The organism is Actinoplanes sp. L3-i22, assembly GCF_019704555.1.
GTDB lineage: Bacteria > Actinomycetota > Actinomycetes > Mycobacteriales > Micromonosporaceae > Actinoplanes.
On sequence record NZ_AP024745.1, the window covers coordinates 6,035,684 to 6,058,856 of the forward strand.

A 23,173-nucleotide genomic window follows, 5' to 3' on the forward strand; every position below is an offset into this window, starting at 1 on the left:
GGCGCGCAGGCCGTTGCCGATTGACTGCCCGGCCGGTGGAGTAGCGGATCAGCCGGGTGGCCCGATCCGGTACCGGCCGACCGGCCGAGGCGCTCGCAAACCCGGCACAGCAACGCCGCCGTTCTGGTAAGCGGTCATCTGCCCGACTTGAGAAGAAATTCGGAGTGCAACCGAGCAGCAACCGAGAGTGCCCATTCGTTGCACCCGTAGCCGCGAAAAGTTCCCCCTGCAACCGACGCAACGGGGGGAACCGAAATGACCGCGACCGCTCTGCAGACCGCCGCCAAGTCCGCGACCCGCTCTGTCACCCGCGAGCAGGAGCAGCTGATCCGCGACAACATGGCGCTGGTCGGCCACATGGTCCGGGAGATGCTGTTCAAGGTGCCGCCGCACGTGCACCGTGACGACCTGGCCTCGGCCGGTTACGCCGCCCTGGTGACCGCCGCCCAGTCGTTCGACGAGTCGCGGGGCATCCCGTTCGGCCGGTTCGCCGCCGTCCGCGTCCGCGGCGCCCTGCTCGACGAGCTGCGCAGCATGGACTGGGCGAGCCGCTCGGTCCGCGCCCGGGCCCGCCGCGCCGACGTCGCCCGCGAGGAGCTGACCCGCCAGCTCGGCCGGACCCCCACCGCCGAGGAGCTGGCCGAGCTGCTCGGTGTCGCGGTCAACGAGCTCAGCAGCGTCGACGAGGACGTGCAGCGCGCCGCCGTCCTGTCGCTGCAGGGCTTCACCGCCGGCGCCGCCGAGGACATGGTCACCGAGTCGTCGATGAACCCGGAGGAGATGCTGCTGCACCGGGAGCGTCTGGGCTACCTGCACGACGCGGTCACCGTGCTGCCGGAGCGGCTGCGGTTCGTCGTGGAGGCCTCCTTCCTGCAGGAACGTCCGCTGTCCGAGGTCGCCGCGGAGCTCGGCGTGACCGAGTCGCGGGTGTCGCAGCTGCGCACCGAGGCCCTGGCGCTGCTGCGCGACGGCCTGACCACGCACATGGAGCAGGTCGCCGGCCCGAGCGCCAAGGACGGCTGCGTGACCCGCCGCCGGGCCGCCTACGCCGCGCAGATCGCCGCCCGCAGCACGATGAGCACCCGGCTGAGCATCACCGACGCCCGGGGCGAGCGCCTCGCCGTCGCCGCATGACCCGCGCCCGCCCGGTGGGGCCGCGCTCGTCCGCGCGCCCCCACCGGTCCAGCGGCAACGCCCGGCGAGGGCCGGGCAGCAGCGGTCAGACCTTGCCCTTCGTCTCCTCGTAGCCGGCCGGGAACGGCGCCTCCCCGGGCGCGTAGATCACCCGGATCACCCCGGTCGGGAACGCCTCGGTCGCCACCACCCGCAGGTGATAGGCACTGTCACCGTCGTCGAACAACCGGCGCCCCCGACGCGCCGCGACCGGATGCACGAGCAGTCGCAGCTCGTCGACCAGCCCCGCGGCCAGCAACAGCTGCACCAGCGAGATCGACCCCGGGATCAGCAGTCCCTTGATCCCCGGATCCGCCTTCAGCGCCGTCACCGCCGCGACCAGATCCCCCTGCACCAGCTCGGAGTTGCGCCAGGTGAACTCCAGTGGCCGGCGTGACACCACGACCTTGCGCATGTCGCCGAGCTGCTTGGCGAACGGCGCGTCCTCCCCGCCGGCGGCCTCCCGATCGGGCCACGCCCCGGCGAAGCTGCCGTAGGTCTCCCGGCCGATCAGCAGCACGTCCGCGGTGTCGTAGTCCTCGCTGACCGCGCGGCCCATGTTGTCGTCGAAATACGGAAAATGCCACTCGGGGTCGATCTCCGCCACCCCGTCGGCCGAGATGAACAGCGTGGACACGAGCTTCGCCATCGTGGTGGTTCCCTTCGGATCAGGTGCGGTCGAATCTCTGACGTCGCAAGCCTGCCAAACTCGACGCCCGCCCGCTTCCCTCCTCGGACGGAGGCCGAAAGTACCGGGCCGAAAGGCCTAGAGCACCGCCCGCCCGATCCGCCGCATCCCCTCGGTGATCTGCTCCGGCGTGCACGAGGTGAACGACAACCGCAGCGTCGCCCGATCCGGCTCACCCGCGAAGAACGGCGCCCCCGGCACGAACGCCACATCCGCACGCAACGCCACCGCCAGCAACTCCGCGGTGTCCACCGCCCCGGGCAGCCGCACCCACACGAACATCCCGCCGTCCGGGTCACTCCACCCCGTCCCACCCGGCATGACCTGCGGCAGCAACCCCAGCATCGTGTCCCGCCGCGCCCGGTACGCGCCACACAGGCCCCGCACGTGCGCGTCCAGGTCGGTCACCGACAGGTAGTGCGCCGCGGCCGCCTGATCGATCGTGGACGTGTGCAGGTCGGCCGCCTGCTTCGCCACCACCAGCGCCGCGCGCAGCTCCGGCGGGGTCCGCACCCAGCCGAGCCGCAGCCCCGGCGCCCCGATCTTCGACAAACTGCCGAGATAGACAACCCGATTCGAGTACGACGCCAGCGGCGCCAGATGATCCCCGCGATACCGCAACTCCCCGTACGGATCGTCCTCCACCACCCACACCCCGAACCGTTCGGCCAGCTCCGCGATCGCCGCCCGCCGCGCCCGGTCCAGAGTCCGCCCGGTCGGGTTCGCGAACGTCGGCACCAGGTACAACAGCGCCGGCCGCTCCCGCGCGAACACCTCGGCGAGCGCCTCCGGATCGGTGGGCGACGACACGATCCGCGCCCCGGCCATCCCGAAGCACTGCAGCGCGGCCAGATACGTCGGCTCGTCGACCACCACGGTCGCGCCCGGCTCCAGCAGCGCCGCCGCGACCAGCGTCAACCCCTGCTGCGACCCGGTCGTCACCAGCACGTCCGCGGCCCGCGTCGGCAGGCCACGCCCACTGGTCCGGGCCGCCAGACACTCCCGTAACCGCGGATCACCCTCGGTCGGCGCGTACTGCAGGTGCCGCCGCGCCGCCGGCCCGCTCAACGCGGCCTGGAACGCCGCCCGCCAGCCGTCGACGTCGAACAGCTCGGGCGCGGGCAGCCCACCGGCGAACGAGATCACTTCCGGACGGTCGATCAGGGCGAGCAGGTCACGGACGGGGGAGGAGGCGACATCGGCCAGGCGCATGACAAACCCATTTCCGGTACGGGGGACGAGACGTGCCCACGGATCACGGACGGTCGTGCCATCGACGTGCGCGGCGAAACGAAAGTGGCCTGGTCAAGGCGCTCCACCCGAGCCTAACGCCGACTCCGGACAGGATTGGTCCCCGGATTGGTTCGCCCACCAAGCCAAAACCCGACAATCAACACCCAGGCTTCCCGGTACGGGCAATTCAGGTTGCCGTCCGCCGATCCACGGGGCAGAGTGGGCGGCGAACCCGAGAGCCAGGAGCACGAACACCCCCATGTGAGAGCAGCCAACACCCCGTACCCCAAGCTGGTGTTGATCTTTGTTCTCTGGAGGCAAACCGTGCCCGCTCACCTCAAAGCCACCGGCATCGCCCGCGCCCACGACGGCGACCTGCTGTTCTCCGGCTTCGACCTGGTCCTGCAGGACGGCGACCGGATCGGCGTCGTCGGCCCCAACGGCGCCGGCAAGACCACCCTGCTGCGCGTGCTCGCCGGCGACCTGCCACCCACCCACGGCACGGTCACGCTCGCGCCCGGCACCACCACCGCGTACGTCTCCCAGGAAGTCCCCGACCCCAGCGGCACCGTCGCCGCGTTCCTCACCTCGGGCCTCGGCGAGCTTGCGGAAGTCACCGCGTCAATGCGCGCGCTCGAGACCCGGATGGCCGCCGGCGACGACGTCCTCGACGAATACGCCCAGGTCCAGGAACGCTGGACAGCCCTGGAAGGCTGGACCGCCGAGACCCGGCTGACCGAGATCCGCCAGCGCCTCGACATCGACCACCTCGACGACGACCTGCCGCTCTCCTCGATCTCCGGCGGCGAACAGGCCCGCCTGATGCTCGCCCGCGCCCTGCTGACCGGCCCCGACCTGCTGCTGCTCGACGAACCCACCAACCACCTCGACGCCGACGGCGCCACCTGGCTGCGCGACTGGCTGCAGAACTTCCCCGGCGGCGTGCTCACCGTCAGCCACGACCGCGCGTTCCTCGACGCCAACGCCACCCGGATCATCGAACTCGACGGCATCGACGAACAACCCCAGGACTACCCCGGCGGCGGCTACACCGCGTTCCGCGCCGAGAAACAACGCCGCTGGGAACGCCTGCTGCTCGACTACGAGGCCCAGGAGAAGGACCGGATCCGCTGGGAAGCCGACATCGCCCGGACCATGGGCTTCGCCCGCGGCGTCGAGAACGCCGACCGCTCCAGCGCCCAAGCCCCCCACCTGCGCCGCGTCGCCCGCCTCGTCGCCCGCAAGGCCAAGGTCCGGGAACGCCGGCTGCGCCGGCAGATGGCCTCGGTACGGTGGATCGCCGAGCCCCGCCGCCGCCCGCCACTGACCCTCGCCTTCCCCGACGACGCCGGCGACCCGGGCGAGATCGTCCTCAAGATCCGCGACCTGCACCAGGCCTACGGCGACCGCGTCCTGCTCGACCACGTCGACCTCGACGTCACCCGCGCCGACCGCATCCTGATCACCGGCCGCAACGGCTCCGGCAAGACCACCCTGCTGCGCGCCATCGCCCACGCCCACCCGGAAGTCGCCGTCCTCCCACAGACCACCGACCACCTGCGCACCGACACCACCGTCATGGACTACTTCCGATCCGAAGTCCCGGTCTACATCGACGACGCCGAGAAACTGCTCGCCGGCCACCAGTTCGACCCCGAACAGTGGACCGCCCGCCTGCGCGACCTGTCCGCGGGGGAGCTGCGCCGCCTGCTGCTCGCCGTCCTGGTCAACAGCCCCTCCCGGATCCTGCTGCTCGACGAGCCGACCAACTTCCTCGACTTCGACGCCCTCGACGTCATCGAAGAGGCCCTGCGCCGCTACCGCGGCACCCTGCTGATCGTCTCCCACGACCGGTACTTCGCCGACGCCGTCGGCCACCACCGCCACTGGCACGTCGCCGACGGCACCGTCCAGCAGAACTGACACCGCCCCCGCCCGCCGTCGGTCCGCCTGACTCGTCCCCCTATGCTCTGGACCGGCCACACACGTGACAAACAGGGCGGGATCAGGGCTTGAATATCTTCGAAGCAATCTTGATGGGCGCAGTGGAGGGCGTCACCGAGTTCCTCCCGGTGTCGAGCACCGGTCACCTGACCATCCTGGAGAAAGTTCTCGGATACCGCCTCGACGACCCGGACATCACCGCCTTCACCGTGATCATCCAGTCCGGCGCGGTCCTCGCCACGATCCTGTTCCTGATGAAGGACATCACCCGGATCGTCCCCGCCTTCTTCCGCGGACTCGCCAGCAAAGAATCCCGCGACCACCCCGACTTCCGCTTCGCGATCGCCGTCATCCTCGGCTCGATCCCGATCGTCATCGCCGGCCTCACCTTCAAGGACGCCATCGAGACGACCCTGCGCAGCCTCTGGTTCGTCGCCGGCGCCCTGATCCTCTGGTCCGGCGTGATGGCCTTCGCCGACCACGCCGCCACCCAGGTCCGCCACGAAGACGACGTCACCTGGAAAGACGCCCTCGTCATCGGCGTCGTCCAGTGCCTCGCCGTGATCCCCGGCATCAGCCGCTCCGGCTCCACCATGAGCGCCGGCCTGCTGCGCGACCTCGACCGGGTCACCGTCACCAAACTCTCGTTCTTCCTCTCCGTGCCCGCCCTCACCGGCGCCTCCCTGCTGCAGGGCTACGAGGAGTACGACAACATCTCCAACGGCGTCGGCTGGACCAACACCATCGTCGCCACCGCCGTCAGCTTCGTCGTCGCCTACTTCGCCGTCACCTGGCTGCTCAAGTTCGTCGCCAAGCACTCCTACAGCGTCTTCATCTTCTACCGGCTCGCCCTCGGCTCCCTGCTCATGCTCCTGCTCGCCACCGGCACGATCAGCGCCCAGTAACGCCGGCACCACCCAAAAGCGCTCGCCCATCGGGGCGAGCGCTTTTTCGTCCCCGACCACCCTGAGTGATCACCAACGATGTCTGCTAACGTCCCGGCGATCCGAATCCGCCTGACTGTGGATGGCGTCGATGCCCCGATCCGACCAGCAAAAGGACGTACGCCCCGCCCGCACCCAGCAGCAGCGCGCCGCGCCGACCCGCCGGCCCGTGCACCGCATATCCCGACGGGTCCACCTCCCACGAGATGCCGGCCGCCGCCGCATCATCTCCTCGACACTGACGGTCACCGCCGCAGCCGGGGCCGCCGGAAAACTCGCCGACCTCCTGGGCATCCTCAGCGCGGACTCCACCGCCTGGTCACTCCTCTGGCGCGGGTCAGGCGCCCTGGCCATGATCGCCGCCGGCATCGCCCTGTTCCGCCTCTGGACACCCGACGAAGGCTGGCCGGCCAAGTCACGCGGCAAGGTCATCGCGACCGTCCTGATGCTCGCCGTCGCGGCCGCCTTCTTCGGCTACCAACACCCCTGGTCCACCACCACCAGCAGCGCGATCCCCACCACCACAATCCCCGGCCCGACCGCCGCCGCAAGCAAGGCCCCAGCCGCCACGAGCAAGGCTCCCAGCCCTTCCGGCCCGCAGGCACGGCCGACGTCAACCTCGCTGACGCTGCCGCACCAATACGGGTTCGACCTCGACGGCCCCGACATCGCGAGATACCCCACCGGAACCGACGACGACACAAAGATCGATCTCGAGTTCGACGGCTCTGACGTGGCCTTCAGCAAGACCGTCCAGCTCGCGCCCTGGGAATCCACGAAACCACCCGAAGACCCGGACGCCTGCCGGACGGCCGTGACCACGACCGGCCTGAGCCCGGACAACAACCGGCGCCCGCCCACCAAAGGCGACGCCTACTGCTTCATCACCAAAGCCGACCGCGTCGGCCACCTCCGGATGACCGGCCGCCAGAAATACGCGGTCGTCGTCGACCTGACACTCTGGCGCTGACCCGCGCTCAGCGCCTAGGGACGCCGCGCCACGATCAGCAGCTCCTGGCCGTTGCCGCCCGGCTCCCACACCGCCGACACCACCTCGAACCCGGCCGCCACCAACCGGGGGAGCAGCACCTGGTCAAACCCCCGGCCGACACCGCCACCCTCCGGCAGCACCGCCCGCTCGGTCACCCCGACCGCCAGCACCCCACCCGGCCGCAACACCTCGAACACCCGGGCCAGCGACCCCGGCAACGGACGCCACAACTGCACATTGTTCACCGCACAGACCGCGTCCACACTGCCCGCCGGCAACGACAAACTCGCCGCCGTCGCATCCAGCAACGTCACCCGCCCACCACGAACCCGCCCAGCCGCCTGCGCACGCATCACCGCCGACGGCTCCACCCCGAACACCCGGCCCCGCGGCAACCGGCCCGCCAGCAGCACCAGACCCACCCCCGGACCCGGCCCGATCTCCACGACCGTCTCCGACCCCGACAACACCAGCGCACCCACCACCCGCCGGGTCAGCCGGGCGTTGGCGCGGGCCATCACCCACCCCACCACCCGGCCCAGCACACCCCGAGGAGCCGCGAACTGACCATCGATCACGACGCCTGCGAACCCGCCTCGCCCAACTCCGCCAGCCGCGCCTCGATCTCGGCCAGCTCCGCCCGCAACCGCTGCGCCTGCTGCTCCGCCTCGGCCCGCTCACCGGACAGGATCTGCTCCACCGCCTCCTGCACCCCCGGCACGTCGATCAGCTGAACCATCTTCAGCGCCTCGGCCGGCCGGATCACATACGGCTTCGCCAGGGGCTTCGCACCCTGATTCGCCCCCACCGTCCACTCACCCTCGGCATAGGCCAGCGTGACCGTCAACGACGGACCCGGCTTCGGCTTCACCGGACGCACCGCCTTGCGCGGAGCCGGCGCCGGCGTCACTTCCTGAACATCTTTCTCCACGTCATCCTCACTCTTCCGCTGCACCGGCGCCGGCTTCGGCCTCTCGATCGGCTTGTCGATCAGAAACTCCGGCCCCGACAACACCGGCTCCGGCTCGACAACCGGCGCCGCCACCTTCTTCACCGGCACACCCCGCGGCGCGATCCGCAGATCACCGGGGGAGAAGGGCAACTCGTCGCGGCCGAACTTCACCACGACCCACTCCTCGGACACCGCGGGATCCTCCAACCCCACCACCTGCCCGATCTGCCCCGCGATCTGCCCCGCCGAATCGGTGAACTGCACCTTCGGTTTCCGCCCGGCCGCCAGAGCGTCCCGGATCCCGTCCAACTCCTCCGTGGTCAACCCACGGGCCTCCACGCCCGCCGCGGCCATTGTCCCCACCTTCGTACGCCTGTATGAGAGGGCCTTAGTTCTACCAGCACCCACCGACAACAACCGCGCGCCCCGCCGCACGCACAAGATCAAGATCGAGCAATCGAACCCGCATCATGCCCTACCCGCCCAGCGCCCGATCCACCCGCAAGGCGTCACGACGACCGGCCCGCGGACCGCCGGAACAACTCACCCAGCAGATTCGCGTACCCCCGCGCGTCGTCGATCGCCCGATGCGTGTGCGGCACATCCCCGAACCACTCCGCCGGCAACTGATCCGGCGACACCTCCGCCACCGGCCGCCCGGTCACCGCCGCCGCATAACTCCGCAGACACAAACCAAAACCATCGAACAAGACATCCTTCTCGTACGGCCCCTGCACCAACCCGTACCGCGTGAAGCGCCGCAGGTAGTAGTCCATCCACCCGCCGTCGAACGCGATCGGCGACGCCGCGAACGTCCGCGGACCCGGCAACGCCCGCACGAACGCCACGAACCCGTCCATAACCTCGGCCACCGGCCGCGGATCGGTGACCGCCGCCGCCCACGCCTCCGGCTGCGTCTGGAACCACGCGTACGTGTCCGGATTCGGCGCCGCGCCCGGCAACTGCTCCAGGACCGCCTCGAACACGCCCAGCTCCTCGCCCCGCGCGTTCACCGCCACCGACGCGAACGAACGCATCGAGTTCGCGCCCGGCCAGGGCCCGTCGACCTCGATGTCCGTCACGACATACACCCATTCGTCCTGCATCGCACGACCTCCCCGTCACCATCAAGATCACCGATATCGTGTCACGCCGGCGCGGCCCACATTGCCCCCGGCCGGGGGACAAGCGGATGTCTACATAGCCTCTGAGCTGCGGAAATACTGACACTCAGACGGCCGGACCAGGGGAGAGGCGGCATCCAGCCGGGATAGTCGTCCAGCAGCGCCCGAGCTTGATCATCTCTAAAAGGGCCGGGAACCGGTCAAGGCCCGAAACCGGCGACGCGGGAACTCGATCATGGATTCGGGAGCGACTCCGGTCCGGCGACACGACAGCCGAGAGGTTCACAACCACGCGGCCGCGCCCGCTGGAGCTGCGCCGTCTGTCCGAGCCTCGTTGCCACTGACAATCACCGCGAACCACGCCTGCGCCGGGTGGCCTGCAATAGGCCCCTTCCAGCGCCTAAAATATCAGGCCGATAATGTGCATTATGTCAACTAGACCGTGGAGAGGGGTCGCCCGGAAGCGGGCATTTCTCCCCTCATCCGGTCGCCACTGGCACCGCTGCTCTTCTCGGTGGTCTCCCAAGGCTCCGGGCCCACCCTCTTGTCCAGCCCGCGCGTGGCGCAACTCGACCGTCAGAACGTGCGCGCATCCGGTTCGCCGCACAGGCGTTCGAGTTGCGCCACGCGCGGTTCCGCAGCAACTTGGGTCGCCGGGCTCACACGATCAGCCGGTAAAGACCTTGCCTGAGGGCCACTTCCCCACGGGCGGACGGCCCGGCGGGCGCAGGGAGCCGGCGCGGGTTCGGGGTGAAAGCCGCTCGGGATCCCGTTTCACATGGTAAGGTCCATCTAGCCACGAATGCGGATATATCATGCATAATATCTCTTATGCAGCACGAATCAGCCGTTGAGCCACTCTCCCCTCTCGCCGAGCTGGTTGACGAGTTCCTCGCCGCACGGGCCACGCGCAAGCCCTCCGCCCACACGCTCGCCGCGTACCAACGGGATTTGACCTTGGTGTTGCAGCAGGCCGTGCCCGCGCCGGCCAGCCCGGCCGACCTCTCCCCTCGCGTGCTGCGGGCCGCGTTCGCGCGGTTCGCCGCGGACCGCGCCCCCGCTTCCGTGGCCCGGGCCTGGTCGTCGTGGAATGCGTTCTTCACGTTCCTGGTGACCGAGGGGGTGGTGGCGGGCAATCCGATGTCGGCGGTGGACAAGCCGCGGATGGTGGCGCACTCCCCCAAGCCGTTGCGGGGTGAGGACACGCCGGAGGAGTTGTTGCGGGTGGTGTCGCGTGCTGATGAGCGGCAGCGGGATCCGTGGCCGGAGCGCGATGTGATGGTGGTGGCGCTGGCGTTGTGTGCGGGTTTGCGGTTGTCGGAGTTGCTGGGGTTGCGGGTGGGGTCGGTGTCCGGGCGGGTGGGTGAGCGCCGGGTGGAGGTGGCCGGTAAGGGTGGGCGGCCGCGGACGGTGCCGATCGACAATGGGTTGGATGCCGCGGTGGAGCGGTATGTGGGCAGTTTGCGGGTGCGGTTCGGGCGGGTGGGAAAGTCGGATCCGTTGCTGGTGGATCGGCATGGGGCGCCGTTGCAGCGGGGTGGTCTGCAGTATTTGGCGCGGTCGTGTTTCCGGCGGGCGGGGATCGGTGATCGGGTGCCGCGGGGTGCGCAGTTGCATGCGTTGCGGCATACGTTTGCGACGCGGTTGGCGGAGGACGGTGCGAATGCGTCGGAGATCATGCGGTTGCTGGGGCATGCGTCGCTGGCGACGTCGCAGAACTACATCGAGGTGACGGCGGAGCAGCAGCGTGCGGCCATTCAGTCGAATCGGACGAACAGGATTCTGCGTGAGCTTGCCTGACGCCGTACGGCGGAAGTTTGTCCGTTAGGTTGATCTTCATGAAGTTGCGTGAGGATGAGGTTTCGGTCGGTGGGATTCGTGCGGTGGTCCTCTCCCCCGTGGTGGGTGGGCCGTTTCCCGGGGTGTTGTTGTACACGGATATTTTTCAGCTGACCGAGTCGAGTTTGCGGTCGGCGCGCAGGTTGGCGTCGGAGGGTTTCCTGGTGTGTGTTCCGGAGATCTATCCGCATGGTGAGCTGGCCGGGGTGGCGCTGGAGTTCGACGACGCGGGTAAGGCGCGGGGGCTGGCGGGTGCGGCGGCGACGTCGACGGCGGGGTTCGATGCGGATCGGGTGGCGGTTCTGGATTATCTGGAGGGCCGTTCTGATGTGTCGTCGTTGCTGGTGACGGGGTTCTGTATCGGTGGGCATCTGGCGTTTCGGGCGGCGTTGGACGCGCGGGTGTCGGCGACGGTGTGTTTCTATCCGACGGGTTTGCACAATGGTGGTCTGGGTGCGGATGTGGCGGATTCGTTGTCGCGGGCGGCGGAGATCCGGGGGCGGTTGATGGTGGTGTTCGGGTCGCGGGATCCGCATGTGCCGGCCGACGCGCGCCTGTCGACGATCGGGGCGTTGTATGCGGCGGGTCTGGAGGATGTGGAGTTGCATGTCTTTCAGGGTGGGGAGCATGCGTTCATGCGGGATGTCGGGGCGCGGCATGATCCGGTGTTGACGGATCTGGCGTTCGCCGAGGCGGTTTCGTTCTTTCGCGGGCGCTGATGTTTCCGCGGGTCACGTTGCGGTCGGAGCGGTTGGTGTTGCGGCCGTTCGAGGTGGGTGATGCCGCGGGGGTGCATGCGGTGTGGAATGAGCGGGAGTTTCTGCGGTTCGCGCCGGTGGGTTTCCGGTATGCGGGGGCGGGTCTGGATCGTGCGGTGGATTGGTGTGCGCGCGGTGAGGGGTTTGCCGGGGTGTCGGGTGGCCGGTTGGCGTGTCATGTGGCGTTGTTCGGGGCGGATTGGTCGTCGATGACGGCGGAGATTCACTATTGGACGGCGGTGTGGGCGCGCGGGAACGGTTTCGCGGCGGAGGCGGCGCGGGCGGTGGTGTGGTGGGCGGTGCGTGATCTGGGGTTTGCGCGGATCACGTTGCAGTCGGATATGCGGAATGTGGCGTCGCGGCGGGTGGCGGAGGCGGCGGGGTTCCGGTTCGAGGGGGTGTTGCGGAATGCGTCGTGGACGCGTTCGGGCCGGGGTGATCTGGGGGTGTTCAGTGTGATCCCGGGTGATCTAGCCGGCGGGCCAGCCAGCTGAGCAGGTGGTGGCCGTGTTCGCGTTGCATGTGGCGCAGGGTGGGTGGGCCGGGTTGGTGTCCGTCGCGCCAGGCGCGGCCGGCGAGTCCGGCGAGGGCGGTGTTGACGTGGTGGTGGGGTGCGTCGTGCCATGGGGAGCGGCGGAGCAGGTCTTCGGGGTCGTGTCCGCAGGCGGCGACGTCGGGGGCGAGTCGGATCAGGTCCATCCAGCCGGGGGCGGTCCAGAGGTGGGTCCAGTCGACGATGCGCAGGTGTCCGTCGGGTTGTCGGATGGTGTTGTCGCGGCGTAGGTCGCCGTGGTGCAGGGCGGTGTCGTCGGCGAGGGCTTCGGTCCAGTGGCTTTCGAGGGCGGCGAGTACGGGGATGTCGATGGGGACGGGTAGTGGGTGTTGTGGGGTGTGCCAGGCGCCGAGCATGGGGCGGAATGCTTCGGCGTAGGGGGTGGTGCCGGTGATCGGGCTGGGGTCCAGGGTCTGGTGCATGCGGTTCAGGATGTCGAGCAGGGGTGGGATGTCGTCGGTGGTCCATCGGGTGACGGTGTCGCCGTCGATGACTTCGTAGGCGGCGATGTGCCAGGTGCCGGTGGTGGTGTGTCCGAGGAGTCGGGGTGACAGCTCCCCCACTGCGGCGGCCAGGAGTGTTCCGGCGTGGATGTCGTCGCTGGGTGCGGCTTTGACGAACAGGCGTTGTCCCCGGTCGCCGGTGATGATCGAGGCGATGGCGGGGGTGTAGCCGGCGGTGGCGGGTTGTTCGGTGCGGATGGGGCTGCCGAGCAGGGTGGTGACGGCGTCTTGGACGTGGGTGGGCGCGTCGGTGAGCCGGGGCCGGTCGATCATCGCTGGTTTGAGGCTTTGTTCAGCATTTGCCGGGTTTTGCTCGCCGAAGTCTCAACCTAGTTCCAGGCGCGGGCGGTGCGGAGCAGGTAGCCGGGCATGATCACGTTCTCGTCGTTGATCTCGGCGGTGACCTGGACGTCCTTGATGACGGTGTCGGTCCAGACGGGTTCCGGGAAGCAGGCGGTGAGGATGTCGCGGGTGATGGTCCAGCCGTCGCCGGCGTCGGCGGAGACGGCGAGCACGTAGAGCATGGTGCCGGCTTCGGCGAGGCCGGGCAGCTGGGCGAGGTAGTCGTCGAGGCCGCCGTCGCGGTGCAGGTTGTGCAGCAGGCCGGAGTCGAAGATGGTGTCGAACGGCGCGTTGGGCAGGTTGAGTTTGGTGGCGTCCTGCACGTCGAAGCGGGCGGTGAGGCCGGCGGCTTTCTTGCGGGCCAGGTCGATGGCGGTGGGTGAGATGTCGATTCCGGTCACGTGGTAGCCGCGGCGGGCGAGGGTGCAGGCCAGGTCGCCGGTGCCGCAGCCGAGGTCGAGGACTTTGGGGCCGCGCACGCCGTGTTCGAGCAGGGCGGTCAGGGCCGGTTGCGGGCGGCCGATCTCCCAGGGCGTGTCGCCGGTGCGGTACCGCTCGTCAAAATCGGTCATCGTCTCCCCCTCGTTGAGGCTTTGGTCGGTAATTCCCGGCTTTGAAGCTCAAAACCTTAAAAGCCGATTTGGGTACGGCCGGAGCGCCGCTCCCCTGTCCAACGGTCCAAGGCGATGCCCTCCCCCGGGACGGCGACGAGCTTATCGTTCATGCTTTCGCGGTGAGCGGTGCTGTGGTGGCGTACCACTGTGGGTCGGCGACGGTGTCCGAGGCGGTGGTCGGCGGGCGTTTGTCGTGGGAGGTGCGGCATGCGTGCCCGGACGGTGAGGTGCTGGAGTGCGGGTGGGACGAGCTGCCGGCGGGTCTGCGGGTGGCGCTGCTGGCGCACGGTGGGACGTTCGGGGTGCGGTTTCCGGGTGTGGATCGGGTGGCGGTGATGCGCGTGTTGCGGCGGCGGGGTGTGGCGGTGCGTGGGCTTGACGCCGTACTGCGGCAGGGGGTGACCGGGACCGAGGCGGAGATGGAGGTGCTGCGGCAACAGCTCGCCGCGGCGGACGTCGCGGTGGTGGTGGAGTTGATCGGGTAGGAAACCGGGTGGACGGGTCGTGGCGGGCTGGGGCAGGCTGCCGGGCGTGCCGGATACCGGGGTGGCGAAGCTGCACGACGACGAGGTCGACATCGACGCGGCGCTGGTGGCGCGCCTGCTGGAGCAGCAGTTTCCGCGGTGGGCGGGCCGGCCGGTGCGGGTGGTGGGCGAGTCCGGCACCGACAACGTGACGTTCCGGGTCGGAGACGATCTTTCGGTCCGGCTTCCGCGCACGCCCGGCACGCAGGGTCAGGTCGAGAAGGATCTGCGGTGGCTGCCCCGCCTGGCGCCGGTGCTGCCGCTGGCGGTGCCGCAGCCGCTGGCGCTCGGCGAGCCGACCGGTGAGTTCCCGTTCACCTGGGGCGTCTACCGCTGGCTGGACGGCACCGCGTTCCGGCCCGAGCTGCTGGACGACCCGTGTGCGGCGGCCCGCGAGCTGGCCGGGTTCATCGGCTGCCTGCAGGTGGCCGACACGACGGGGGCGCCGGCACCGCCGGACGACCCGTTCGCCCGGGGCACTGCCCTGTTGCCGCGCGACGGCCTGTTCCGGGCGGCCCTGGAGCAGGTCCGCGACGAGTTCGACACCGGGCTGGTGCTGGCCGCGTGGGAGGCGTCGCTGGCGGTCGGGGCGTGGGCGGGGCCGCCGTGCTGGATCCACGGGGACCTGATGCCCGGCAACGTGCTCGTCGCCGGCGGCCGGCTGTCCGCGGTGATCGACTTCGGCACGGCGCGGGTCGCCGATCCGGCCGGGGATCTGCTGGCCGCCTGGTATCTGTTCGACGGCGCGTCCCGGCGGGCGTTCCGGGACGCGCTGCGGGTCGACGAGCACGCCTGGGTGCGGGCGCGGGGCTGGACGTTGTCGCTGGCGATGATCGCCCTGCCGTACTACCGGGCCCGGAACCCGGCGGCGGTGCGCGGGACGGCCGCGTTCATCGGCGAGCTGCTGGCCGATTTCGCGGCGGACCAGCCGGTCATTCGAGGTGGTCGCGGGAGATCGGCGGCCCGACCGTGAAGTCGCGGAACGTCGCGCGCAGGCCGGCGCGTTCCGGGGAGCAGCACATCAGGCCGACGTCGACGGTCGCGGGCAGGTCGAGGTGGCCCAGGCGCAGCAGCTGCCAGGGCCGGTCGGCGGCGCGCACGTGCACGGTCACCGCCTGCCCGAAGCGGGTGACGCGCATGGCGAGCTCGCCGTCGAAGCCGTCGACCGGGGTCATCGAGACGTCCGAGAAGTCGCGGGTGAGCACGGTGCTGACCTGGACGGTGCCGGAGGTGACCTCCAGGCCGGACTTGAGCCAGGTGCTCTGGCCGGCGCGGACCATCAGGCCGGCCTGGTCGAAGCGGGTGGTGTGGTCGGCGGATACGATCGCCTCGGCGGTGAAGTCGCCGGTCACCGGCTGGTGGAAGAAGTGCCCGTTGTCGGTGGTCCAGCCGTAGAACGTCGCGCGCCAGAAGTCGGTCCGCTCGCCGGTGACGGCGGTCAGGGTGCCGTCGGTCAGCGACCAGTCGGTGGGCTCGTTGAGCCAGGTCATGCTCATCGGCGGCCGACGGCGCCGTAGATGGCGATGTCGTGCGGGGTCGGGAGCTGGTCGGCGGGGATGCCGGGGCGCCAGTGGGCGACCGGCACGATGCCCGGTTCGATCAGGTCCAGGCCGGTGAAGAATGCGGCGATCTGGTCCCGTGAGCGCAGGTGGACGCCGGGGACCTGGCGGGCGTACGCCTTCTCCTGCTCGGTGGCGAAGTCGACGGTGCCGTGCGAGAGCGTCAGGTAGCTGCCCGGGGCCAGTGCCGACAGCAGTTCGGCGACGATGGCGCGGGCCCGGTCCTGGCCTTCGATGAAGTGCAGGACGGCGACCAGGGTCAGGCCGACCGGGCGGCTCAGGTCCAGGGTGTCGCGCAGCTGCGGGTGGGCCAGGATGGTGCCGGGTTCGCGCAGGTCCTCCTCGATGTAGCAGGTGCGGCCCTGGTCGCTGCTGGAGAGCAGGGCGCGGGCGTGGGCCATCACCATCGGGTCGTTGTCGACGTAGACGACCCGGGCGGCCGGGTTGGCGCGCTGGGCGACCTCGTGGGTGTTGTCGGCGGTGGGCAGGCCGGTGCCGATGTCGAGGAACTGGTCGATGCCGGCGTCGGCGGCCAGGTGCCGTACGGCGCGTTGCAGGAAGGCGCGGTTCTCCCGGGCGGCCAGGCGGATCGTCGGGTGGGCCTGCTCGATCTGGTCGCCGGACTCGCGGTCGGCGGCGAAGTGGTCCTTTCCGCCGAGCCAGTAGTTGTAGCGGCGGGCCGGGTGGACCGTGGAGGTGTCCAGGCCGGCGGGTGCGTCGTCGCCCACGTGTCGTTCTCCCCGTATCGATGTCGGCGAAACTGTCCGTGACGAAGCTAGCGCACAGATGCCGCCGGGGTTCCTTTGTGGATGCTATGAATGTGCGGTGCGGAAACGGGTCACGGACGCCTGCGCGCGGGCGCTGGCGTGTTGCGGTTTCACCCGGCGCCGGCGCGGGTTCCTGCTGCAGCCGGAGTTCGGCTGGCTGGACCTGGGCCTGACCGGGACGCGGACACTGGTCGTCGCGGAGCCGGTGGTCGGGGTACGCCACCCGGCGGTGGAGAAGATCCTGGTCGCGGCGGCGGGCTGGGACGAGCCGGTCGCCTGTGTGCGGTTGAGTGTGGGCGGGCGGTGGGAGTTCCCGGCCGGCGCCGACCTGACGCCGATCGCGGAGGATCTGGCCGAGGCGGTGGTGGTGCGGGGGCAGCCGTTCATCGACCGGTGGGCGCGCTGGCCGGATCTGGCCCGGGAGCTGGCGAGCCTGGCGTCCGACGACGTCCGGGACTATCTGCTGCCGGCGGCGGCGCTGGCGGACGGGGATCGGCGGCGGGCCCAGGCGCTGGCCGGTGACCGGGTGGCGCAGCTGGCCGGCCGGCAGGATGCGGAGGCGGTCGCCTACCGTGAGTTCGCCCGCCGGTTGACCCGGCTGGCGGCCGAGGGGGGCACGTGACGGTGGCGCCGGGGCTGCTCGCGCGGGCGATCGGTGGTCCGGCCGTACCGGATCTGCGGTTGTTGCCGCCGCCGGCGGCTGATCTTCTGGTCGGGCTGCAGGCGCCGCCGCGGCTGGGGGCGCATCTGCGGGCCGTGCACGACGTGGCGTGGCGGCTGACCGGGTGGCTGGCCGGCTCGTACCCCCAATTGGGTTTTGATCGTGCGGCGGTGCTGTTCGGCGCGGCGACCCACGACAGCGGCCGGGGCGGACGCGCGGCTGGCGTACCAGAACGGGTTTCCGGTCGCCGTAGGGTGAGCGCATGCGAATCGCGGTGATCTCCGATGTGCACGGCAATCTGCCGGCTCTGGACGCGGTGCTGGCGGCGATCGCCGGTGACCGTGTCGACCTGACGGTGAACCTCGGTGACCTGCTGTCGGGGTACGTGCAGCCGGCGCAGACCGCGGACCGGCTGATCGGGCTCGATCTGCCGACCGTCGCCGGGAACCACGAGCGGCAGGTCCTGACGTTCCCGGCGGACCGTAAGGGCATGGCGGACCGGGTCACCACCGCCGTGCTGCGTCCCGAGCACCTCGCCTGGCTGGCGTCGCTGCCGATGACCCTGTCCCCGGCGCCGGGGGTGCTCGCGTTTCACGGCACGCCGACCGACGACCTGCAGTACCTGTTGCACACGGTGACGCCGGCCGGGGCGCGGGAGGCGACGCCCGACGAGGTCCGCTCGCGCCTCGGCGACACCGGTGACCTGGCCCTGCTGCTGTGCGGGCACACCCACCTGCACGGGTCGATGCGCCTGCCGGGCGGGCCGCTGATCGTGAACCCGGGCAGTGTGGGCTGGCCGGCGTACACCGACGACGAGCCGTACCCGCACGAGATGGCCGCCGGCAGCCCGCACGCCCGGTACGCGATCGTCGACGACGCGTCCGGGCAGTGGGAGGTGTCGTTCCGGGCCGTCGACTACCCGTGGGACGAGGCGGCCGCGCTGGCCGAGGGGTTCGGCCGGGCGGACGTGGCCGGGGCGCTGCGGACGGGCCGCAACCGATGATGATCCGCTGGGTGACCGGTTTCCTCGACACCCCGGCCGGGCACGCGCCCGCGGCCGAGCGGTTCTGGCTGGCGGTGACCGGCACGACGCTGTCGGCGCGCCGCGGCGACGGCGCTTTCGCCACGCTGCTGCCTGCGGCCGGGGATGCGACGCTGCGGGTGCAGGTGGTCGGGGATCCCCCGGCGCGCGGGCATCTCGACCTGCACGTCGACGACCCGTTCACGGCCGCGGCCGAGGCCGAGGCGCTCGGTGCGGCCGAGGTGCGCCGCGACGACGACCTGGTGGTGCTGCGTTCGCCGGGCGGGGTGGTGTTCTGCCTGGTCGGGTGGGCCGGTGAGCGGTCCGCGCCGCCCGCGCGGTGCTGGCCGGGCGGGCAGGCCAGTCTCGCCGATCAGCTGTGCCTGGACATTCCGGCGGCCGGCTACGACGCCGAGACCGCGTTCTGGCGGGCGGTGACCGGGTGGGCGTACGACCCGATGCCGCACTGCCCGGAGTTCCGGCGGCTGCTCTCGCCCGGATCGGTGCCGGTGCGGCTGCTGCTGCAGCGCCTGGATGCCGGGCCGGCCGGCGTGCACGTCGATCTGGCCTGCGACGACGTGGACGCCGAGGTGGCCCGGCACGAGGTGCTGGGCGCCACGGTGGTCCACCGGGTGCCCGGGGACTGGACGACGCTGCGCGATCCGGCCGGGCGCGCCTACTGCGTGACGGCCCGGCCGCCGGTGTAACAGCGGGCGGGGTGCCGGACAGGTACCGGGCGTGAGGACCTCGAGACCGGACCGGGAGCAGCGCTTCCGGTCGTTGTATGCCGACACGTACCCGCACGTGCTGCGGTTCGCTCAGCGGCGGGTGCATCCCAGCCATGCCGAGGATGTCGCCGCGGACGCGTTCCTGGTCGCCTGGCGGCGTCTGGACCAGGCGCCGCCCGGGGCCGCCGACCTGCGGGCCTGGCTGTTCGGGATCACCCGCAACTGCCTGCTCAACACCCGTCGCGGTCTGGGCCGGCAGGACGCTCTGGCGGTCCGGATCGCCGTGGTCGGCACGCCGGCCGGGATCGCGGCGTCCGAGGAGGACGCAACCGCGCAGCGGCTCGACCTGGCCGCGGCCTGGGGCCGGTTGTCCGCCCGGGAGCAGGAGACCCTGGCCCTGACCGTCTTCGACCAGCTGAGTTCGGCGCGGGCGGCGACCGTGCTGGGGATCAGCGCGGCGTCGTACCGGTTGCGGCTGCTGCGGGCCCGGCGGGCGTTGCGCCGCCACCTCGACCACGCCGACGACGCGCTGGCCGCGCTCGGCCTCACCGCTGTGGAGAACCCGTCGTGACCGATCCGGAAACCACCCTGCGCACCCTGGACGCCGCCGAGCCGTTCACCGCCGAGCAGCGCCGGCACGCCGGCACCGTCCTGGAACGGATCGTCGCCACCGCCCCGGAGCAGCCGCGGCCGGTGCGCCGGCGCCGCCTGGTGCCGGTCGCGGCGGCGGCCGCGACCGTGCTCGCCGCCGCGCTGGTCGTCTGGCCCGGCGGGGCCGGGGACAGCCCGGCCTACGGGTCGTGGACCTCGGTGCCCACCGGGCTCAGCGCCGCGGAGATCGCCCTGGTCGGGCCCGCGTGCCTGGACGAGCTGGGCTGGGGCCGGTCCGACCGGGACCGGGCCACGCTCACCCTGGCCGAACGCCGCGGCGAGTACGCCGTCCTGCTCTACCGCGACGCGGACCTGGCCGGGGCGTGCCTGGCGCACAACGTGCCGGGCAGCGCCGACGTCGACGACGTGGTGGCCGGCGCGGCCAGCGGCTCGTCCGGGACGGCCCCGGCGCGCGGCTACCGCGACGGCGCGCTCGCCGACTTCCGCGGCGCGTCGATCACCGAGGGGGTCGTCGGCGCCGAGGTCACCGGGGTGACCATCCACGCCCGCTCGCGCACCGTCCAGGCCACGGTGACCGGCGGCCGGTACGTGGCGTGGTGGCCGGGCCCGTCGTTCGACCGCGACGCCGCGCACGGCCCGCGGTTGTTCCTCACCTACGACCTGACCCTGCGCGACGGCACGATCCTGACCGACGTCGCGCCGGCCGCACCCTGATTCAGCCTTCGCCGCCCTGCAGCAGGGTCACGCCGGGGCCGTGCAGATCGGCGCAGGCCACGGCCCGGCCGGTGAGTGCCATGGCGAGCGCTTCGGCCGGGCCGGCGACCAGCGGCCCGGCCCCGGCCGCCCAGTCCAGGTCGGTGGCCCGCAGGCGCAGCCCGCCGAGCCGGCCGTGCGGGGCGAGCCCCGGCACGGGTCGCGGCCCGGTGAGGTGGTCGACGGTCCGGGCGGTGTCATCCGGTGGTCTCCACTCTGGCGATGAGCTGCTTGAGGCGGCCGATCTCCTCGGCGAGCGCGACGCTGCCGGCCGGGGTCAGGGTGATCCAGGTGCGGCCGCGTTTGCCCTCGTAGCCTTTCTCGACGGCGATCAGGCCGGCGGTCTCGAGCACCGCCAGGTGCTGCGACAGGTTCCCGGCGGTCAGGGTCAGCTGGGTGCGCAGGTAGCCGAACTCGACCCGGCGGGCCTCGTGCGTGATCGCCAGGATGCCCAGGCGTACCCGCTGGTGCACGACGTCGTCGAGGCCGGTGACCGGGTGCGCCGGCCCGGTCGTCCCGGTGGTCATCGCTGCCTGCGCTGTGCCAGGCCGAAGCCGGCCGCGCCGAGCAGCAGGACCAGGCCGCTGATCGCCTGCGGGGGCAGGAACTCGGCCTGGACGCTGGTGTGCATCTGCCAGCCGAACGTCACCGGGATCAGCACGACGGCCAGGTAGGCGACGGTGAAGCCGAGCAGGGCCAGGTTGCGTTCGAGGCGGGCCAGGACCAGCAGCGCGATACCGATCGTGCCGGCCGGGGCGACCAGCCGGTCCAGGAACATGATCCACTCGGCGGTCGGCTGCGGGTTGGCCGGCACCGGGTGCCCGGCCAGGTAGATTCTCGCCGCGATCCACGCGGCGGTGAACACGACGGTCAGGGCGGCGCCGGTGATCGCGTACGGCAGCACCCGGGTCTCGACGCCGCGCGAGCGGGCGATCCGCAGGTAGGCGACGGCGATCACCGTGTACGACAGCAGCAGCGCGGGCGGCCAGAAGAACATCGTGCCCAGCCGGTTGAACTGGCAGGAGCCGTCGCCGAAGCAGTGCACCCGCATCCCGAACCAGTCGATCGGGATGGCGGCGAACGTGACCGCGGCCAGGGTCGCCAGCGCGACCCAGGTGACGCGCTGGTCGACCCGGACCCGGCGGGTCAGGGCGTCGACGTCGGAGAGCAGCCTGCGCGGATCCACCGCATCAGTAGTCATGCCAATAGGTTTCCATTACAAACCGATTGGCGCCAGTGCCAATTTTCCGGCGGGTCCAGAGAGCGGGTCACGGGTCCAGGGCTTCGATGACCGGTTTGCGGGAGTGCTCGTAGATCACTGAGCTGCGGAAACCGACGATCTCGCGCCGCCCGCTGAACTTGTCCATCAGGAACCCGTGCAGCCCGTCCACGCTCGGCACCGCGACATGGACCAGGAAGTCGTCCCCACCGGCAACCACGAAAACCGACAAAACCTCGGGCAACCCCATGGCGTACGCCTTGAAGCTCTCGATCACCGTCCGCGACAGCGGCCGGATCTGGACGTGCAGCAGCGCCTGCACACCGCGGTGCAGCGCGCCGAGGTCCACCTCGGCGTGGAACCCGGTGATCACCCCACGCTCGCGCAACGACCGCACCCGTTCCAGGCACGTCGATGGCGCGATCCCGACCGTGCGGGCCAGTTCCCGGTTCGTCTGCCGCGCATCCGCCTGCAGGTGGGCCACGATCGCCGAATCAAGTTCGTCCACGACCGGAATTATCCCCCGTTCTCCGAACCTCGTTCGGATCCCGAGATCATCGGCCGCGCGGATGACTACCTTCCCCGGCATGGAGCACGAACTTGTTCTCACCCAGCGCGGCCGCCGATCCGGGCTGCCGATCACCGTCGCGGTGCACTCGACCGCCCGCGGCCCGGCGGCCGGCGGCTGCCGCGTCACGCACTACCCGCAGTGGCGCGACGGCGTCGCCGACGCGCTGCGGCTGTCCGCGGCGATGACCGGCAAATGCGCGATCGCCGGCCTGCCGCTGGGCGGCGGCAAGACCGTGGTCGCCGTCCCGCCCGGGCACACCGTCGACCGCCGGGCGCTGCTGCTCGACGTCGGCGACACGATCGCGGTGCTGGACGGCCGGTACGCGACCGGCCCGGACGTCGGCACCGGCCCGGACGACATGGCGGTGATCGCCGAACGCACCACGCACGTCTTCTGCCGCCCGGCGTCCGCCGGCGGCAGCGGCGACTCGTCGGGGCACACCGCGACCGGGGTCCTCGCGGCGCTGCGGGCGGTCTGCGAGCACCGGTTCGGGTCGGCGGACCTGGCCGGGCGCCGCGTCGCGATCCTCGGCCTGGGCCGCGTCGGCGGGCACCTGCTGCGCCTGCTCGCGACCGAGAAAGCCCAGCTGCTCGCCGCCGACGTCGAGGACCGCCGCGCCCTGGCCGCCGCCCACGGCGCGACCTGGGTCAGCCCGCAAGACGCGCTGAGCGCCGACGTGGACGTGCTGGTCCCGGCCGCGCTCGGCGGCCTGCTCACCCCGCACACGGTCGCCGGCCTGCGCTGCGCCGCGATCGCCGGCCCGGCCAACAACCAGCTCGACGCCCCGGCCACCGCCGGCCTGCTGCACGAGCGGGGCATTCTCTGGGCGCCGGACGTGGTGGTCAGCGCCGGCGGCCTGATCCACGCGACCGCCGTCGAGCTGCTGCACGAGACCCCGGCCCAGGTCGACGCCCGCCTGCACGGCATCGGCGCGACGCTGGCCGCGATCCTGCGCACCGCCGCCGCCGGCGGCCTCACCCCGGCGGCCGTCGTCGACCGGCTCATCGCCCGGCCTGACTGAAACCGATCCCCGCCCGGTTCGCCGGCGCCGGGCCGGGTGACGACGGGCGCGGGGCCGGCGACGTACCCCCAAATGATGG

At 71.2% G+C, this 23,173-nt stretch carries 29 protein-coding genes; 16 read left to right on the plus strand and 13 right to left on the minus strand.

From position 1 onward, the window contains the following. Positions 1 to 255: 255 nt before the first annotated feature. Positions 256 to 1,134 carry a sigma-70 family RNA polymerase sigma factor gene (locus L3i22_RS27050; protein ID WP_221320342.1) on the plus strand — a complete coding sequence of 293 codons (879 nt, stop codon included), beginning with the start codon at positions 256 to 258 and terminating at the stop codon, positions 1,132 to 1,134. 85 nt (positions 1,135 to 1,219) lie between these two features. Here the strand turns inward: L3i22_RS27050 and L3i22_RS27055 are convergent, their stop codons facing one another. Both L3i22_RS27055 and L3i22_RS27060 read right to left on the minus strand, forming a co-directional pair. Beyond that, positions 1,220 to 1,822: a dihydrofolate reductase family protein gene (locus L3i22_RS27055; protein ID WP_221320343.1), complete on the minus strand. Its 603-nt coding sequence runs from the start codon at positions 1,820 to 1,822 to the stop codon at positions 1,220 to 1,222. A gap of 117 nt (positions 1,823 to 1,939) precedes the next feature. Continuing rightward, a complete protein-coding gene (locus tag L3i22_RS27060; RefSeq protein ID WP_221320344.1) occupies positions 1,940 to 3,073 on the minus strand; it encodes a PLP-dependent aminotransferase family protein in 1,134 nt (377 codons plus the stop codon). Positions 3,074 to 3,418: 345 nt separating this feature from the next. Here L3i22_RS27060 and L3i22_RS27065 point away from each other — a divergent pair, with 345 nt between their 5' ends. From L3i22_RS27065 to L3i22_RS27075, 3 genes are all read left to right on the plus strand, one after another. Next, positions 3,419 to 5,017: an ABC-F family ATP-binding cassette domain-containing protein gene (locus L3i22_RS27065; RefSeq protein ID WP_221320345.1), complete on the plus strand. Its 1,599-nt coding sequence runs from the start codon at positions 3,419 to 3,421 to the stop codon at positions 5,015 to 5,017. Between the two features lie 89 nt (positions 5,018 to 5,106). After that, a complete protein-coding gene (locus tag L3i22_RS27070) occupies positions 5,107 to 5,943 on the plus strand; it encodes an undecaprenyl-diphosphate phosphatase (RefSeq protein ID WP_221320346.1) in 837 nt (278 codons plus the stop codon). Between the two features lie 130 nt (positions 5,944 to 6,073). Further along, complete coding sequence (locus L3i22_RS27075) at positions 6,074 to 6,952, plus strand: hypothetical protein (protein WP_221320347.1); 879 nt, start codon at positions 6,074 to 6,076, stop codon at positions 6,950 to 6,952. A gap of 14 nt (positions 6,953 to 6,966) precedes the next feature. Here the strand turns inward: L3i22_RS27075 and L3i22_RS27080 are convergent, their stop codons facing one another. The 3 genes from L3i22_RS27080 to L3i22_RS27090 all read right to left on the minus strand — a co-directional run bounded on the left by L3i22_RS27080 (position 6,967) and on the right by L3i22_RS27090 (position 9,031). Continuing rightward, positions 6,967 to 7,551, minus strand: coding sequence for a class I SAM-dependent methyltransferase (locus L3i22_RS27080; RefSeq protein WP_221320348.1), 585 nt, complete (start codon positions 7,549 to 7,551; stop codon positions 6,967 to 6,969). Next, positions 7,548 to 8,279: a hypothetical protein gene (locus L3i22_RS27085; protein ID WP_221320349.1), complete on the minus strand. Its 732-nt coding sequence runs from the start codon at positions 8,277 to 8,279 to the stop codon at positions 7,548 to 7,550. The genes L3i22_RS27080 and L3i22_RS27085 overlap by 4 nt, the downstream gene beginning before the upstream one ends. 155 nt (positions 8,280 to 8,434) lie before the next feature. Then, positions 8,435 to 9,031 carry an exonuclease gene (locus tag L3i22_RS27090; RefSeq protein ID WP_221320350.1) on the minus strand — a complete coding sequence of 199 codons (597 nt, stop codon included), beginning with the start codon at positions 9,029 to 9,031 and terminating at the stop codon, positions 8,435 to 8,437. Positions 9,032 to 9,880: 849 nt separating this feature from the next. Between L3i22_RS27090 and L3i22_RS27095 the strand changes: the two genes are divergently transcribed. The 3 genes from L3i22_RS27095 to L3i22_RS27105 are packed head-to-tail and all read left to right on the plus strand — an operon-like array spanning position 9,881 to position 12,140. After that, positions 9,881 to 10,849, plus strand: a complete 969-nt coding sequence (locus L3i22_RS27095) for a tyrosine-type recombinase/integrase (RefSeq protein WP_221320351.1) — start codon at positions 9,881 to 9,883, stop codon at positions 10,847 to 10,849. Between the two features lie 38 nt (positions 10,850 to 10,887). Next, on the plus strand, positions 10,888 to 11,607 hold the full coding sequence (locus L3i22_RS27100; RefSeq protein WP_221320352.1) for a dienelactone hydrolase family protein: 720 nt from the start codon (positions 10,888 to 10,890) through the stop codon (positions 11,605 to 11,607). Between the two features lie 35 nt (positions 11,608 to 11,642). Next, entirely contained in the window at positions 11,643 to 12,140 is a 498-nt protein-coding gene (locus L3i22_RS27105) for a GNAT family N-acetyltransferase (protein WP_221320353.1), read from the plus strand. On the opposite strand, the gene L3i22_RS27110 is transcribed toward L3i22_RS27105, so the two are convergent. Then, a complete protein-coding gene (locus L3i22_RS27110; protein ID WP_221320354.1) occupies positions 12,097 to 12,975 on the minus strand; it encodes an aminoglycoside phosphotransferase family protein in 879 nt (292 codons plus the stop codon). The genes L3i22_RS27105 and L3i22_RS27110 overlap by 44 nt on opposite strands. 56 nt (positions 12,976 to 13,031) lie before the next feature. Next, on the minus strand, positions 13,032 to 13,616 hold the full coding sequence (locus L3i22_RS27115) for a bifunctional 2-polyprenyl-6-hydroxyphenol methylase/3-demethylubiquinol 3-O-methyltransferase UbiG (protein ID WP_221320355.1): 585 nt from the start codon (positions 13,614 to 13,616) through the stop codon (positions 13,032 to 13,034). Positions 13,617 to 13,777: 161 nt separating this feature from the next. Between L3i22_RS27115 and L3i22_RS27120 the strand changes: the two genes are divergently transcribed. Together L3i22_RS27120 and L3i22_RS27125 are read left to right on the plus strand one after the other, a co-directional pair. Beyond that, positions 13,778 to 14,143 (plus strand): hypothetical protein, encoded by a 366-nt coding sequence (locus tag L3i22_RS27120; RefSeq protein WP_221320356.1) that lies wholly within the window; start codon positions 13,778 to 13,780, stop codon positions 14,141 to 14,143. Positions 14,144 to 14,189: 46 nt separating this feature from the next. After that, on the plus strand, positions 14,190 to 15,155 hold the full coding sequence (locus tag L3i22_RS27125; RefSeq protein ID WP_221320357.1) for an aminoglycoside phosphotransferase family protein: 966 nt from the start codon (positions 14,190 to 14,192) through the stop codon (positions 15,153 to 15,155). Here the strand turns inward: L3i22_RS27125 and L3i22_RS27130 are convergent. Beyond that, complete coding sequence (locus tag L3i22_RS27130) at positions 15,115 to 15,678, minus strand: DUF1349 domain-containing protein (RefSeq protein ID WP_221320358.1); 564 nt, start codon at positions 15,676 to 15,678, stop codon at positions 15,115 to 15,117. The genes L3i22_RS27125 and L3i22_RS27130 overlap by 41 nt on opposite strands. Continuing rightward, entirely contained in the window at positions 15,675 to 16,469 is a 795-nt protein-coding gene (locus L3i22_RS27135) for an SAM-dependent methyltransferase (protein WP_255657162.1), read from the minus strand. Before L3i22_RS27135 ends, L3i22_RS27130 begins: the two co-directional genes overlap by 4 nt. A gap of 97 nt (positions 16,470 to 16,566) precedes the next feature. Between L3i22_RS27135 and L3i22_RS27140 the strand changes: the two genes are divergently transcribed. The 6 genes from L3i22_RS27140 to L3i22_RS27165 are packed head-to-tail and all read left to right on the plus strand — an operon-like array spanning position 16,567 to position 20,244. Then, entirely contained in the window at positions 16,567 to 17,130 is a 564-nt protein-coding gene (locus tag L3i22_RS27140; RefSeq protein ID WP_221320359.1) for a hypothetical protein, read from the plus strand. Further along, complete coding sequence (locus L3i22_RS27145; RefSeq protein ID WP_221320360.1) at positions 17,127 to 17,447, plus strand: hypothetical protein; 321 nt, start codon at positions 17,127 to 17,129, stop codon at positions 17,445 to 17,447. The genes L3i22_RS27140 and L3i22_RS27145 overlap by 4 nt, the downstream gene beginning before the upstream one ends. Further along, complete coding sequence (locus L3i22_RS27150) at positions 17,432 to 18,172, plus strand: metallophosphoesterase (protein WP_221320361.1); 741 nt, start codon at positions 17,432 to 17,434, stop codon at positions 18,170 to 18,172. Before L3i22_RS27145 ends, L3i22_RS27150 begins: the two co-directional genes overlap by 16 nt. 11 nt (positions 18,173 to 18,183) lie before the next feature. After that, positions 18,184 to 18,897, plus strand: coding sequence for a VOC family protein (locus L3i22_RS27155; protein WP_255657163.1), 714 nt, complete (start codon positions 18,184 to 18,186; stop codon positions 18,895 to 18,897). Between the two features lie 31 nt (positions 18,898 to 18,928). After that, a complete protein-coding gene (locus L3i22_RS27160) occupies positions 18,929 to 19,489 on the plus strand; it encodes an RNA polymerase sigma factor (protein ID WP_221320363.1) in 561 nt (186 codons plus the stop codon). Continuing rightward, entirely contained in the window at positions 19,486 to 20,244 is a 759-nt protein-coding gene (locus tag L3i22_RS27165) for a hypothetical protein (protein WP_221320364.1), read from the plus strand. The genes L3i22_RS27160 and L3i22_RS27165 overlap by 4 nt, the downstream gene beginning before the upstream one ends. Position 20,245: 1 nt before the next feature. Here L3i22_RS27165 and L3i22_RS27170 read toward each other — a convergent pair whose 3' ends face one another. The 4 genes from L3i22_RS27170 to L3i22_RS27185 form a co-directional block, all read right to left on the minus strand. Then, positions 20,246 to 20,440, minus strand: coding sequence for a hypothetical protein (locus L3i22_RS27170; RefSeq protein ID WP_221320365.1), 195 nt, complete (start codon positions 20,438 to 20,440; stop codon positions 20,246 to 20,248). Between the two features lie 40 nt (positions 20,441 to 20,480). Next, the gene (locus L3i22_RS27175; RefSeq protein WP_221320366.1) at positions 20,481 to 20,810 is read right to left on the minus strand and encodes a transcriptional regulator; all 330 of its coding nucleotides are present in this window, start codon (positions 20,808 to 20,810) and stop codon (positions 20,481 to 20,483) included. Further along, positions 20,807 to 21,484: a hypothetical protein gene (locus tag L3i22_RS27180; RefSeq protein WP_221320367.1), complete on the minus strand. Its 678-nt coding sequence runs from the start codon at positions 21,482 to 21,484 to the stop codon at positions 20,807 to 20,809. Before L3i22_RS27180 ends, L3i22_RS27175 begins: the two co-directional genes overlap by 4 nt. A 67-nt stretch (positions 21,485 to 21,551) precedes the next feature. Continuing rightward, on the minus strand, positions 21,552 to 22,010 hold the full coding sequence (locus L3i22_RS27185) for an Lrp/AsnC family transcriptional regulator (RefSeq protein WP_255657164.1): 459 nt from the start codon (positions 22,008 to 22,010) through the stop codon (positions 21,552 to 21,554). Between the two features lie 79 nt (positions 22,011 to 22,089). Here L3i22_RS27185 and L3i22_RS27190 point away from each other — a divergent pair, with 79 nt between their 5' ends. Beyond that, positions 22,090 to 23,094, plus strand: a complete 1,005-nt coding sequence (locus L3i22_RS27190) for a Glu/Leu/Phe/Val dehydrogenase family protein (RefSeq protein WP_221320369.1) — start codon at positions 22,090 to 22,092, stop codon at positions 23,092 to 23,094. The last annotated feature ends 79 nt before the right edge of the window (positions 23,095 to 23,173 follow it).

Coding starts and splice junctions, on each gene's coding strand:
- L3i22_RS27180 (WP_221320367.1), bottom strand. CDS start 21,484: ATGACTACTGATGCGGTGGATCCGCGCAGGCTGCTCTCCGACGTCGAC.
- L3i22_RS27090 (WP_221320350.1), bottom strand. CDS start 9,031: ATGCAGGACGAATGGGTGTATGTCGTGACGGACATCGAGGTCGACGGG.
- L3i22_RS27055 (WP_221320343.1), bottom strand. CDS start 1,822: ATGGCGAAGCTCGTGTCCACGCTGTTCATCTCGGCCGACGGGGTGGCG.
- L3i22_RS27075 (WP_221320347.1), top strand. CDS start 6,074: ATGCCCCGATCCGACCAGCAAAAGGACGTACGCCCCGCCCGCACCCAG.
- L3i22_RS27050 (WP_221320342.1), top strand. CDS start 256: ATGACCGCGACCGCTCTGCAGACCGCCGCCAAGTCCGCGACCCGCTCT.
- L3i22_RS27060 (WP_221320344.1), bottom strand. CDS start 3,073: ATGCGCCTGGCCGATGTCGCCTCCTCCCCCGTCCGTGACCTGCTCGCC.
- L3i22_RS27085 (WP_221320349.1), bottom strand. CDS start 8,279: ATGGCCGCGGCGGGCGTGGAGGCCCGTGGGTTGACCACGGAGGAGTTG.
- L3i22_RS27150 (WP_221320361.1), top strand. CDS start 17,432: ATGCGAATCGCGGTGATCTCCGATGTGCACGGCAATCTGCCGGCTCTG.
- L3i22_RS27095 (WP_221320351.1), top strand. CDS start 9,881: ATGCAGCACGAATCAGCCGTTGAGCCACTCTCCCCTCTCGCCGAGCTG.
- L3i22_RS27115 (WP_221320355.1), bottom strand. CDS start 13,616: ATGACCGATTTTGACGAGCGGTACCGCACCGGCGACACGCCCTGGGAG.
- L3i22_RS27175 (WP_221320366.1), bottom strand. CDS start 20,810: ATGACCACCGGGACGACCGGGCCGGCGCACCCGGTCACCGGCCTCGAC.
- L3i22_RS27100 (WP_221320352.1), top strand. CDS start 10,888: ATGAAGTTGCGTGAGGATGAGGTTTCGGTCGGTGGGATTCGTGCGGTG.
- L3i22_RS27190 (WP_221320369.1), top strand. CDS start 22,090: ATGGAGCACGAACTTGTTCTCACCCAGCGCGGCCGCCGATCCGGGCTG.
- L3i22_RS27110 (WP_221320354.1), bottom strand. CDS start 12,975: ATGATCGACCGGCCCCGGCTCACCGACGCGCCCACCCACGTCCAAGAC.
- L3i22_RS27130 (WP_221320358.1), bottom strand. CDS start 15,678: ATGAGCATGACCTGGCTCAACGAGCCCACCGACTGGTCGCTGACCGAC.